The following is a 13433-nucleotide window of genomic DNA, read 5'->3' on the forward strand; positions in this document are numbered from 1 at the left end:
TTTTATTACGAAGAATGGCAAAAAATATCCTAAACATGATAAATAGTAAGGTTATTCCTGCGTTTTATAAATGATTATTCTGGCAAAATGTATAATGAAAGTTCAAGTTAACGTGGTTTTCATTTTCACTAGCCATGCCTATAATCATAATCTGATAACTAACTGGTACTTTTTGAAGTATCGCTAAGTTCACTTTACTGAGTAACAGGACTGAATCCGCATGACCGACAACAACAAAGCATTAAAAGATGCTGGACTTAAAGTTACACTTCCTCGATTGAAAATACTGGAAGTGTTACAGGAGCCTGAATACCACCATGTCAGTGCGGAAGATCTCTACAAAAAACTGATTGATAACGGTGAAGAGATTGGACTTGCTACTGTCTACCGCGTGTTGAATCAGTTTGATGATGCCGGAATTGTCACCCGTCACAACTTTGAGGGCGGCAAATCGGTTTTTGAACTCACTCAACAACACCACCACGACCATTTAATCTGCCTGGACTGTGGTAAAGTCATTGAATTCAGTGACAAATATATTGAAAGACGCCAGAAGAATATTGCTGAGCGTTATGGGATTAAACTTTCAAACCACAGCCTTTATTTATATGGTCACTGCTCCGCCGGTAATTGCCGCGAAGATAGTAGTGCACATGACGAGAAGTGATTCACGCCTGAACCGCTAATTTTTTATCTACCTAGAGGGGAACCCGCCAGGGTTCCCCAAACCGCTAACAAATCTCGCTTAAAATGAACTACACCTCAATTTTACCTTGGCTACACGGGAGTCACTCCCACATCCAAACATAACAACACCAAAACGTTGCAATTAGCAGCGCTATCTTCTTGATATTTTGTGGTGTTACTATCGGCAGGCATTACATCTGAATTTTCATCAAGAAAACGCAGAAAACCCCGCGTAGTGAAATTGAACTTGCATTCAAACGGTTAGAGGAAATGTTAAATGGCTAAGTACAAAACGCATACTCAGATAATGGCCGAAATGATGGAAGATCCAGCGTTTAAAGCGGCCTATGAAGCAGAGCTTCGCAAAGAACGCCTTCAGAATACGCTGGAACAATGGCGAACCAGCGCGGGATTAACCCGAGCTGACCTTGCAAAGATCTTGGGTGTAACACCCTCAACCGTATCACGCATGGAAAAGAATGTAACCAGAGCCTCTATTGATACACTGGCAAGGTATGCTCAGGCTTGTGGAATTGAACACCCATCTATTTCTCTGTGATACAACCCGCCTTTAACAAATCTGCGGAATTCTCCCTCCCGAATACTAATTGGACTGTTAGCATTAGGAGGGTAGTAGAGAGCAAACCTTATTCAAAAGATCAGGTTTATTTTTTAGTCATTGAGGAACCCATCAGGGTTCCCCTCTTGCTACAACATTATCATGCCCTTACGTTATCAATTCGGCTGTAACGTTTACCATCCGGGCTGACAGAACGGATTAACACATCACCTCTCACTCTTGGGCGTTTATGGTTGTTATAAACTTCCCAGTTACGACCGCCATCAGTCGAATACTGAATGACCAATCCAGGCAGAGCAACATTAGCCCGCAAAATGCCACGTTTTACCTTAGCCCCCGGAACCGGTAGACGGTAAGCAATTCCAGCTTTATCCAGTTTACTCAGTTCACGTTGCCCTATCAGGTTAGCGAATCGAGTCCAGTCACGACTAAGCGCATCTATATCGACTTTATACGTTTCTCCCCGCTTATATGTCTGACCCGGAACATAATCCAGTTCCCAACCGGCCCGGTGCCATGCTCGTTCTGCCAGCGGCAACAAGCGCGGATAAATCATATATTCCATCTGCTCATCAGTACGAACCGTTTCACTCCATCCTTGACCTGAAAGCCCATAAGCGCCCGGCCACGGTTTATCACTTTTCGCACGGAATGCATTACCATCACGGTCAACGGAAGTTTCAGCATTTTGCGGCATGTTATTAGGCGCAAAACTAAAGATCTTAGCTTCATCGTTAAAACGGGCCGCCCAATAATAGCCACGTTCTTGTGGATGAACTTCATATGGCATATCCAGATAAATATAATCTGGATTAGATATCACCACTTCATAGCCCTTATTTGCCCAATCATTGACTGAATCAAAACCGCCATCGTAGAGAGTGTCCCAGAAATTCACCCCAACGCGTTTAGTGGCAAACTCTTTAGCGCTGCCAGCATGTTTTAAACCATCCTGCCACGCCTGCATCTTCTCGATACCATTAGCGTTCACAATTTTGCTTACTTCAATTGCGAAATAACTGGCAATATGATCAATATCTTTCACAACACCCTGTTCTATCCACTTCTGACAAACCTGAGATTTAGACCACGGTTTATCTTCCGCACTTTTATCGATGATGCCCTTACCCGGTACGATAGGACCATTTTTGTCCTGGAATCCATCTCCTAAACGGATATTCTTCGCTTCATCTCCGCCGAAATGCCAAGTCTCCAATGGTGAGCCAGCAGCTTTATGCATAGCGGCAATTTCACCTATGACTTTCTCGACAAACCGTTTTGAAGAATCCATACACGGATTTAAATAACTGCGACGATCATAGAGCTGAACAGAGGTTGCTCTGGTGGTATCCGTTGGGTCCAGCAAACGATACTCATTCGCTCCTTTCACATTCCCCTGAGCGATCAATTTCTTATAGCGAGCTTCCATAGAAACAACGGCGGCACGAGCATGGGCTGGCATATCAATTTCAGGAATAACGTCGATATAACGCGCTTTGGCATATTTCAGAATATCAATATAGTCTTGACGGCTGAAATATCCGCTACCCATATTGTTGTTATCAGGACCTGAACCCAGTTGTGGCAACAAACATTTAGTTTCGCTTAAATCATGACACCGCTGGCTGCCGACTTCCGTCAACTCAGGTAATCCAGGAATTTCCAAACGCCAACCTTCATCGTCAGTCAGATGAATATGGAATTTATTCAACTTGTAACTTGCCATTTGGTCAAGCAAACGCAGAACAGCCTGTTTACTGTGAAAATTACGCCCTACATCAAGGAGAACCCCACGATATTCAAAGCGGGGGGCATCTTTTGCCGCCAAAGTAGCAATCTTCCTATCGCCATCAACAGGAATTAATGACAACAGAGATTGAAGACCGTAAAACACCCCTGATTGGTCGAAAGCAACAATTTGCGCCCCATTCTGGGTAACATTCAGCCGGTAAGCCCCTTTAACCTGCCAATCTCCGGTAAAATCGGAAGAGACAATCTGGGTCGCAACGGAATAGCCACTATTCTCTAACTTAATTCCTTGATCAGTAAAACGCTTTCTGACAAGAATAACTGCCTCGTCATTTAAACCGCCTAATTCCAGTCTCACTCCGCCAGATAAATCAACATCCTCGGTAAAAATCTGAACCTCTTTTGGTGTCGGGATAATTTGCCCACGCAATTTTTCTGATCCAACCTTTTTGACCTGCAAATTTTTCATATAACGATTTTCCGGCGTCATCAGAATATTGTTATCTGTCTGCGTGCGTTTCCACTGATCGCCGGTAAAAGCAGATAAAAATTGGCTCAGATCTTCTGTATCCGTATTAACAAGTACTTTAGGTTTAGCGTCACCCGACGTCGCATACCAGCGAGGTAAAAAATCAGTGCTGTAAATCTGCCAATATTCTCCAATAAGCGGCAGTTTTACCTGCTCATTAACTTTAATGCCGGTGAATTTTTCGGTTGGCTCCAGTCTATGTAAATCGCCCGTGATACGTGTGATTTTGAACTGTTCATTATCCACACTCAGAACTTGGCGGATACTGTGGAAATAAATCGCCCAGTCAGAAGAGTCAATCGCCTGATTACCATTGGTTAAAGTAATATCCACTCGATTACATTTAGCCCAATCCGCCCCCAATACCGCACAGTTAACGCCGTGATCTCCCGCCTGATTATCAACAACCTTATAATTAACTTTTAATTGACTCAGCGCATCAACCACTTGTTGAGCTGTTTGGGAAGCATATACAGAGCCTATAAGTCCAACTGTCGCAGTCAGTGCTGCTAATGTATGCAATTTAAATTTCTTCATTATTACCTCTTTCAAACACAAAAGTTATGTAAGGTAAGTCGCTGCTCAGAAACCTAAGAGCGACAACAACGAGCCATGAGAAGACAATAAATAATATGATGACGTTGAATTTAATCTCTTTCTCACTTCGGAAAAATAAATGCCAATCTTGCGCCATATGTAACCATAAAATTACTGTCAAAAATGTAAATCGATTTATAAAATATAAAAACCTTACATTAAGAAATAAAATTAAAGTCACTTAATCAGCATCTATAAAGATTATTTTTCACATCATAAATTATCAATGAAAAAAAAGGGATTTTTTGTAAAATATGACAGAGAACACATTACAAATAAACACAATGAAATCTATATACATCATTGATATAAAAATAAAAAATAATACAAAAACGAAAGATTAACAATATGAAAAGCGCACTAAAAAATAGATTAATTAATACAAATATTTTCCAACTAAAATAGATATAAAATTATTTACCCATGATAATATTTAAAAAAATAAACTACCAATTGTGATTTGTTTTTTATTATAGAGAATAATTAAACAATCATAATTCAACTTAATTAAAAATGTAGTAATTGATATGAAATCCATATTTTTATCAAAATTAAATTATAAATAATTATCATCACCCTCATTCAGCACATAACCGTCAATATCTTATAAAACATTAGAAATGGCGTTAAAGATTCGGTTAAGATAATTAATACATATAAAATACCGGGATATTGCTATATAAGCTTTTATCCCGGTTAAATCATTCTCTGTTTTTAAATACAATCTATACAACCTATATTTACTTGAATTTAAAGCTCTTCACGAACAGCAAGACCTAAGTTTTGCAACATTGGCGCATTCTCACATGCAATATAGAATACTTCATCAATAGCACTACTGTTAACATGTTGATGCCATGCCCACACAGGCACATATATCGCATCACCGGCTTTCCATGAAACATGTTGTTCACCAATGAGTGAATACCCCTCACCATCAACAATATATATTATGGTTTCATAGCTGTGTCTGTGTTTACGGGTTGATTGTCCAGGTTGTAATCCTCCCAGAGTCATACTGAGAACTTTACTGGGTAAATTAACCATAGCCACTTTATGGCGCCTTTCATGTGAGAAATTCAAATCTTGACTCAATTCAGAATTCAATACATCTTCATGAATCAATTTAGCAGGCTTATCTTCAATTAATTCTCCGGGAACTTTGCCAAAGTCTCCAGATGAGAAAAACGTTTCTTTCACTATAATTACCTCCAATATTGTAGTTTATTGTAAAATTTGCATTCTGAAATAACACCCGAAATATTTCATCTTACAAATATCTTAGGCACCATTTCTGCCTATGCTCCCGGGGATTCACTCCCTTGCCGTCGCGATGCATCTTGAAATCTTTAGGGTATATATCTATTAGTTCTGACAAAAGTGCAAGAGATTCCATCAAAATTACCGATAAATATTTTTAATAAAATTAACTATATTATTCTGCGTAATAACAGTGATGGTTGAACTATATTATCGTTCTATACACCCAACCACCCGTTCCACAGGCGCACCTCTCTTAATACGCTAACACCAAACCCCAATGATATTTCGATTGTTCGCTAATTTTTTATATGCACACCAAATAACCATCAATGCTTTGCTATGACAATTATATTAGTCCTATCGACATTACCAGAAGGTCCGTTACCTGCCGACAATTTTATCCAATATTGAACCTATATTGTCAGGAACCTTATCACCTCTCCAAGCAATATATTGGTCAGGGCGCACTAATAGGAGCCTGGTTTGATATAATCGCCAAGCATCATGACCGGGAAGATCAACAATCTTGACCGGAATCTTACGTTGATATGCTTGAGCTAATAATTCAGATATATCTGGAAAATGAGATCCTATCCGCAGCAAACTAAATCCGGTACCTAAAATATCGAACAGAGATACCCTGGCGCCAGGAATAGGTGTAAGCCATAAGTGCGGCAATCTCCCCCCGGGTACACTACTTGGTTTATAATTAAGCCAATCATCATCCGGTACTGGATCGCTATTAATAATATGAGGAGAACTATCATATCGAGCACCAAGTTCAACACCGATAGAAGTAAATTGACAGCGAAAATTACTCAGCTCAATACCAATCTTTTCACGCGCCAAACCACCCGCAGAATCTGCATCTTCCAGATTTTCAGGCACATATAGTGATGCTGTCTGCCGGGTATAAGAGCGTGCAGCGGCAGTATTTCTCAATGCAATTGGGCGACGCTCGCTTTCATAAGAATCCATTAGCGCATTGCCCGCCCAACCATTTATAGACGCAACAATTTTCCAGGCTAAATTGCTAGCATCGTCGATCCCCGTATGCATGCCAAAACCACCAGTAGGCGAAAATAAGTGAATAGAATCGCCTGCTAAATATACCCTACCCTCAGAATATTTATTAGCAACGAGAGCAACACCACCTTTCCATATCGTATTGCCAAGGACTAATACCTCAGCATCTGAACCGATTCCTGCCTGCGCTATGCGAATGACTTCCGAATCATCGATAACTTTCCCATCTTTACTTTGGGTCACAAATAAAAAATCATCTTCACCGTCTAAGCAGATAAATAACATATGCTTCCCGGGTGAGATAATATGGTACATCAAGGATTTTTTGTCTCGTAATAATCCTTGATGAATTCCAGGAACACGGATATAGCTGGAAACCATTCCACCTGTTAGAAAACCTGCCTTAGCTTCAACTGTTCCTTCGTATGCGATACCAAGCTTAGATCGAACAAAGCTCTGCCCGCCATCGCACCCAACCATATATGCCGCCTGCCAGACTTCATTAGCATATTTTCCATCAACATGCTCCGCATAAAGTTTTACTTTGTCTTGATACTGGATAAAATCTTTAACACGCCAACCATATCTTATTGTAATATTCGGACGACTCCTTGCATGTTGTAACAAAAACCGTTCAACATACATTTGATTTACACGTAATATGGGTTCTGGTACCTGATCTGTCGAAGTCGCATTGTCGCGCATAGCCATTTTCTGCATTTCCGACGGTAAGGAGATCCGTGCAAGTTCCCACCCATTAAACTTGGTAAAATATGACGCATCCAAAGGGAACTCTTTTGGCAATCCTAATGACCGAATAGGCTGAGATATACCTACACGACGATAATGCTCCATAATACGGGCACTATGGGTACTGCCTTTAGGTTGCCATCGAGTTTCTTCCTCCAAATTAAAGATAACGGAACGAATACCATATAAATCCAAGAATAAAGCTAACATTAGGCCAACGGGTCCACCACCAACGATGGCAACAGGTGATACAGAAATATTTTCCGAAGTCAAAATATATTCTCCTTAATAATGATTTATAGCAATAAACATTTCAGTCCCAAAGATATCAGTTAAAAATTTTTGTATGTTTGTGAATTATCGTCTTTTCTTCTCTCTTCATATAAAAAATAGTTATAATCATGCTTTATGAATTATTCATTAAACATTACTTTATTTCCCTAACAGCTAACCCCCATAAGCCTCTTTCCCTATCAATTGGGATACTTACTTTGTTACTTTCTTAAGAAAACATTTATATGTTATATCTTCTGGATTGTTAAGCGTATAATCAGTTTCCTCTCGAAAAAAATCACTTTCAAGAATAAACGGAAGATTATAATTCAAAAAAATAGCATCCAGTTTTCACTATTTTCTAATATTTCATATATATCGCCATTTCCCACAGAAACGAATTATGTCGCATTATACTAAACAAGGTATAGTTCATCGTCTCTTCAATATCAGAAACAACAAATGGACAATATTCCTCTAATGCTATCGTGGAAACAATAACTCTTACTCTGTAGCCTAATTCTCAAAAAGAGATATCTCAAATTCTTAGTAAGAATACCGGTGGACTGAAAATGAGTTGGTGGGAACACATCTTTGTGAATGTTAAAGAACCGCTCCATACGTTCAAACTCAGAGACATCGGGAGATTCAACAAGAATCAACTTTTTTACAACTTTGACAACAGCATTTTCATGAAAAACTCAATTCACAATATGTTATTTTATTTATAATCAATTCTAATTATTGGATATGTAATTAGCGGTTTTTAGAATCCTATATGAAATTTTTTATTTCTTTAATATTTATCAAGAATTTTAGCAGAAATACTCCTTAACTTATGTTTCAGAACTTTACTTATCGTCCTCGTAGGAATTTTGATCAAAGCTATTCACAACAACCACACATTCTCTAATATAGTATTTCTTCTCAGACTTTTCCAATACTAGTTACATGATTTTTCACCAAACAATATTTACATTTAAAGTTAATTTTCATTAAATAAAATCGACAATGACTAATTTCGATTTTTATTTTTGACATCATATGAATTCAACCCAATAATTATTACATTATATATGATTACAAATGCTTTTATTGTTTCTTTCGCCAGAAATATAGCTATCAACATTTTATGCTGATATTTCACCACTAGAAACCATATCAAGTACTTTTGCTACACATGTCATTATGACGCAAAGTATCTCAATCACATTCGGATAAAAGCGTTACATCTGTATTTACCCCAATATTGCTTTGATATAGTTCATTAAGCATCGCAATGCGAAAACGCACCATTTCTTCACCCACGGCAATAACATCCACCCTCCGGTAAGGTTTCTCTTCAACCATCCGATCAATAATTTTCCTCATCGCAATGGCATGATCTTCATCTTCTTCAACATGAATTCTAAAGAAATGCAACGCATCATCAGGTGCCTTTATGAATTGCAAGGCATCCAAAATTGGGCCATAAACCAAAGGCACGATTGCCTCAGCTCCTAAACACAGTGCCGCAAGCCCTCTTAGAGAATCATCACTGCGGCAGTGGCGAAACATAGCATCAATCAGTTGCTGAGTGCTGTTAAGAATCGGATCACTTTTAGGAACAGCGTTAATAGCTGCCATCGCCTTTTTATATAACTCTGCGTGAGATATCTTTGCAGCATCGGTTCCTGTTAGCTCTTCCAACAAATTGTGAGAAAGCAACACAAAATCTTTTTGGTCTGCTAAACCTCCCATCAATGAACAGAGATAGCGGGTGAAATATTGTGAATAATGATGGTGCTGGATCATAAACTTTCTTAATAAACTCTGGTCCACCTGTCCAGAGCGGCAAGCGACCAGAAATACATTCGCATTAAGCTCCTCCAATAACTCTTTAGAGAAAACGTCTTCCCATAGTGGAGATAAAAAATAACCGGTTTCTTTTCTAAGTTTGTTTTGAGTGTTGATAGCGAGTTCCATAATAAACCCTTTTAGTAACATTCAACCGATGAAATAGATGACATATAGGCTCTTCTCAAGCCAAAAATAGTCGTTCTATGTTTATGCAATCCTATCAGTCTGTTAGCACAGATTGTCGCAATACCGTAGGCAAGAATATAGATGTTAATGGCCCAACTCAGCTCTACTGTGCTTCCATCATGCACTGTATTCAAAAGGATGGCCGCGGCCATAAGACAAGACGAGTGAAATTTTATTTACACTGATCCCGTATCTATTTTGGTTTTCACGACCATTTCGATTCTCAGCCTTAAATATGTGCGGTTCATCGCTATATGGCAGCTAAAGCAGAATGAATTTTATTTCATACTACAGATTCGCTAATAGTGGATAAATAGACCTAAAATCACTTCTGAAGTGACTCTCTTGTCACCAATCGTGACCTAAAAAAGCCTAGGAGACCCAAATGAATAATTTGAGTGGATTTATAATCTTCATCCATGTAGCCGAAGCTCGTAGCTTCGCGACAGCAGCCAGGCAACTCGGACTTTCTCCTTCGTCCGTTAGTAAAAGCATATCTCGATTAGAAGAGAAATTAGGTGTCCGCCTGCTCCAACGCAGCACCCGTAGCGTCAGTTTGACGGCTGAAGGCACACTGTTCCTTGAGCGCTGTAAACGTATCCTGGACGAGATTTCCACTGCGGAGCATGAACTATTAAGCTCCATCTCTGCCCCTCAAGGCCGCCTGCGAGTGAGTTTGCCATCGCTCAGTAACCTGATGCTACCTGTATTATCCGCTTTTGCCACTTGTTACCCACAGATAGAGTTAGAACTGGATTTTAGTGATCGATTAGTTGATGTTATCGATGAAGGGTTCGACGCAGTGGTTCGCACTGGAGAACTCAACGATTCGCGACTTATGAATAAACGTATAGGGTCTAGCCGTTTTGTCTATGTTGGCGCTCCAGGCTACTTTAAACAACACGGTAAACCATCACATCCCGGAGAGTTATTGCACCACGCCTGCTTGATGCACCGTTTTCCAACTACCGGCCTGTTAGAGAAATGGCCTCTGTGCTCAGGAACATCCGAAGTAGACATCCATCTTCAGGCAAAGATCACTAGCAATCATGTCGAAACATTGCTACACATGGCAATCCAAGGCCACGGCATCGCCTGTTTGCCTGATTTTACCGTTAAACAAGCTTTAGCTAGCGGTGCATTGTTAACCATTCTGGATAAATGGGCGGGTACTTCAAGTACCTTCCGTGTTCTCTGGCCATCTAACCGTTGGGTATTACCTAAAGTCAGGGTGTTTGTCGATTTCATGGCAGATAATTTATTCCCAAAAGATAAATAAAATAGTTACCAACAACTTATAGAGGTATTGACGTATGAATTGATACTTTTGGTTTTATCTTGTAATCCTGATAACTCGTTTACCCATAACTTAATTTTCTCTAGTAATAACAAATTTAGCCACAAAAAAACTGCACCTCATGCTGGATTAAGCGTCCAACTTGTGAGGTACAGTTCATTATCTTAATTAATCCTGAGAAATTTTTGCCCAGGTATCACGCAGACCAACGGTACGGTTAAATACCAAATTTTCTGCACTGGAATGACAACAATCAGCGCAGAAATAACCTTCACGTTCAAACTGGTAAGTTTGTTCTGACTCAGCATCAGCTAAACTTGGCTCAACAAAGCCCTGACGGATCACCAGTGATTCTGGGTTAATTGTCGCCAGAAAATCATCTTCCGCCCCTGGGTTGGGTACGCTGAATAGACGATCATATAGGCGGAACTCCGCAGAAACCGCATGAGCCGCGCTAACCCAATGAATAACACCTTTCACTTTCCGGCCATCCGCTGGATCTTTATTCAACGTTTGATCATCGTAGCTGCAATAGATCGTCGTGATATTATCGTCAGCATCTTTCTCAACACGCTCCGCTTTAATGATATAAGCGTTACGCAGACGGACTTCTTTACCTAATACCAGACGCTTATATTGACGGTTCGCTTCTTCACGGAAATCCGCCCGGTCAATATAGATCTCACGGCTAAATGGCACTTCACGGCTGCCCATCTCCGGTTTGTTCGGATGATTAGGCATACTCAAAATCTGCTCCCCTTCCGGCATATTTTCGATCACTAATCTGACCGGATCGAGAACAGCCATTGCGCGAGGGGCATTTTCGTTCAGATCATCACGGATACAAGATTCCAATGCTGCCATTTCCACATTGTTGTCCTGCTTAGTGACACCAATACGACGACAGAATTCACGAATAGACGCGGCAGTATAACCACGACGACGCAAGCCAGAGATCGTTGGCATACGGGGATCATCCCAACCTTCAACAATCTTATCTGTCACCAACAGATTTAGCTTACGCTTAGACATGACTGTGTATTCAAGATTCAAGCGCGAGAATTCATACTGACGCGGGTGACAATCAATAGTGATGTTTTCCAGCACCCAGTCGTACAGGCGGCGGTTATCCTGGAACTCCAGCGTACACAGCGAATGTGTAATGCCTTCAAGGGCATCAGAAATACAGTGAGTAAAATCGTACATTGGGTAGATGCACCACTTGTCACCGCACTGATGATGTTCTGCAAATTTAATACGGTACAAAACTGGATCACGCATCACAATGAAAGGTGATGCCATATCAATTTTGGCGCGTAGACAAGCTTTACCTTCGTCAAATTCACCGGCACGCATTTTTTCGAACAACACCAAATTTTCTTCAACAGTGCGGTCACGATATGGGCTGTTTTTACCCGGCTCTTTCAACGTGCCACGATATTCACGTATCTCTTCTGGACTCAATTGATCAACGTAAGCCAGACCTTTGTTGATCAATTCAATAGCATATTGATACAGCGTATCGAAATAATTAGAAGAGTAGCGAATATCGCCACTCCACCCAAAACCTAACCACTGAACGTCATTTTTAATAGAATCGACGTATTCAACATCTTCCTTTACTGGGTTGGTATCATCAAAACGCAGATTACACTGACCCTGATAGTCTTTTGCGACACCAAAGTTCAGGCAGATAGATTTCGCATGACCAATATGCAGATAACCATTGGGTTCAGGTGGAAAGCGAGTATGTACCGATGTATGTTTACCAGTTGCCAAATCTTCGTCAATTATCTGACGAATAAAGTTTGTCGGGCGGGCGTCTGCCTCACTCATTTCTTATACCTCAATAATGCAAAAACGCGTCACATAACCGCCTATAATCCAACAAGCAGTGCTGAGAAACAACCGTTTGTTCATGTAAAATGGCGATTCAGTACAAAGTTGGAGCGAAAAAACGACTCTCTGCCAAATTAGGAGCTGTTTTTATAATTTTTTACTGAAAAATAAGCATGATATTTAACAATTTAAGCTCATTTATCCATTCTCCCACAATCTTATGTATAGCAATTAGTTACGAATAGACCTTTCTTAAGATCGAAAAAACACTCAACAATGGCACAGTCAACAATGCAACACGCTTTATTTATAATTATCCGTGAAAATGAAGGCGAATTGAGTAATTACGGTATGAAATAACCAATGAGACCATTTTCAATCAATACTTCACTCAACTATAAAAATATTACCTAATAACAACCATCCAATTTTAAAGAATAAATAATTGACACTATGTTTTTCATAAATAACTATTTGATAAAATAAACATAAATCTATAATTTAAATATCTAAATCACGTGTTAATTGATATTTTCACTCTGTAAATATAAAAAATAATTATACATATCAAATTTACGATTGAAACATCATTAATGACATTATAAATTAAATTTTTATATATAAAAACCCAAAAATAACAATAAATTAATCTCATAATCAACTCTGATGATTTAGTATTTCACCATCATGACTTTATCTCTATTACACCACTATCTCTAATGGGTATTTGTTTGAAAATAAATTTATAATCAAGCCAATAAAATAAACTAAAGAATAATAAAGAGTTACGTTACATACACGCATTTTAATGTTTAAAT

8 protein-coding genes and 1 pseudogene are annotated in these 13433 nt (G+C 39.4%); 4 read left to right on the top strand and 5 right to left on the bottom strand.

From position 1 onward, the window contains the following. Positions 1–220 precede the first annotated feature (220 nt). The 3 genes and pseudogenes from fur (at position 221) to EAE92_RS14270 (ending at position 1246) form a co-directional block, all read left to right on the top strand. Positions 221–667, top strand: a complete 447-nt coding sequence (gene fur, locus EAE92_RS14265; protein WP_036776678.1) for a ferric iron uptake transcriptional regulator — start codon at positions 221–223, stop codon at positions 665–667. Positions 668–888: 221 nt separating this feature from the next. Continuing rightward, positions 889–972: pseudogene (locus tag EAE92_RS25230) on the top strand (type II toxin-antitoxin system RelE/ParE family toxin); the annotation flags it as partial. Continuing rightward, complete coding sequence (locus tag EAE92_RS14270) at positions 965–1246, top strand: helix-turn-helix domain-containing protein (RefSeq protein WP_235200973.1); 282 nt, start codon at positions 965–967, stop codon at positions 1244–1246. The pseudogene EAE92_RS25230 and the gene EAE92_RS14270, both read left to right, overlap by 8 nt. 160 nt (positions 1247–1406) lie before the next feature. On the opposite strand, the gene EAE92_RS14275 is transcribed toward EAE92_RS14270, so the two are convergent. The 4 genes from EAE92_RS14275 to EAE92_RS14290 form a co-directional block, all read right to left on the bottom strand. Next, positions 1407–4082: a beta-N-acetylhexosaminidase gene (locus EAE92_RS14275; RefSeq protein WP_214068548.1), complete on the bottom strand. Its 2676-nt coding sequence runs from the start codon at positions 4080–4082 to the stop codon at positions 1407–1409. A gap of 810 nt (positions 4083–4892) precedes the next feature. Beyond that, positions 4893–5342 carry a cupin domain-containing protein gene (locus EAE92_RS24660; RefSeq protein WP_214068549.1) on the bottom strand — a complete coding sequence of 150 codons (450 nt, stop codon included), beginning with the start codon at positions 5340–5342 and terminating at the stop codon, positions 4893–4895. A 444-nt stretch (positions 5343–5786) separates the two neighbouring features. Continuing rightward, a complete protein-coding gene (locus tag EAE92_RS14285; protein ID WP_214068550.1) occupies positions 5787–7454 on the bottom strand; it encodes an FAD-dependent oxidoreductase in 1668 nt (555 codons plus the stop codon). A 1203-nt stretch (positions 7455–8657) separates the two neighbouring features. Next, the gene (locus EAE92_RS14290; protein ID WP_214068551.1) at positions 8658–9419 is read right to left on the bottom strand and encodes an iron-containing redox enzyme family protein; all 762 of its coding nucleotides are present in this window, start codon (positions 9417–9419) and stop codon (positions 8658–8660) included. Between the two features lie 445 nt (positions 9420–9864). Here EAE92_RS14290 and EAE92_RS14295 point away from each other — a divergent pair, with 445 nt between their 5' ends. Then, positions 9865–10758: a LysR family transcriptional regulator gene (locus tag EAE92_RS14295; protein ID WP_214068552.1), complete on the top strand. Its 894-nt coding sequence runs from the start codon at positions 9865–9867 to the stop codon at positions 10756–10758. A 186-nt stretch (positions 10759–10944) separates the two neighbouring features. On the opposite strand, the gene glnS is transcribed toward EAE92_RS14295, so the two are convergent. Continuing rightward, complete coding sequence (glnS, locus tag EAE92_RS14300; protein WP_214068553.1) at positions 10945–12612, bottom strand: glutamine--tRNA ligase; 1668 nt, start codon at positions 12610–12612, stop codon at positions 10945–10947. Between the last annotated feature and the right edge of the window lie 821 nt (positions 12613–13433).

The sequence above is a fragment of the Photorhabdus hainanensis genome (assembly GCF_018448965.1).
GTDB lineage: Bacteria > Pseudomonadota > Gammaproteobacteria > Enterobacterales > Enterobacteriaceae > Photorhabdus > Photorhabdus akhurstii.

Coding starts and splice junctions, on each gene's coding strand:
- fur (WP_036776678.1), top strand. CDS start 221: ATGACCGACAACAACAAAGCATTAAAAGATGCTGGACTTAAAGTTACA.
- EAE92_RS14270 (WP_235200973.1), top strand. CDS start 965: ATGGCTAAGTACAAAACGCATACTCAGATAATGGCCGAAATGATGGAA.
- EAE92_RS14275 (WP_214068548.1), bottom strand. CDS start 4,082: ATGAAGAAATTTAAATTGCATACATTAGCAGCACTGACTGCGACAGTT.
- EAE92_RS14290 (WP_214068551.1), bottom strand. CDS start 9,419: ATGGAACTCGCTATCAACACTCAAAACAAACTTAGAAAAGAAACCGGT.
- EAE92_RS14295 (WP_214068552.1), top strand. CDS start 9,865: ATGAATAATTTGAGTGGATTTATAATCTTCATCCATGTAGCCGAAGCT.
- glnS (WP_214068553.1), bottom strand. CDS start 12,612: ATGAGTGAGGCAGACGCCCGCCCGACAAACTTTATTCGTCAGATAATT.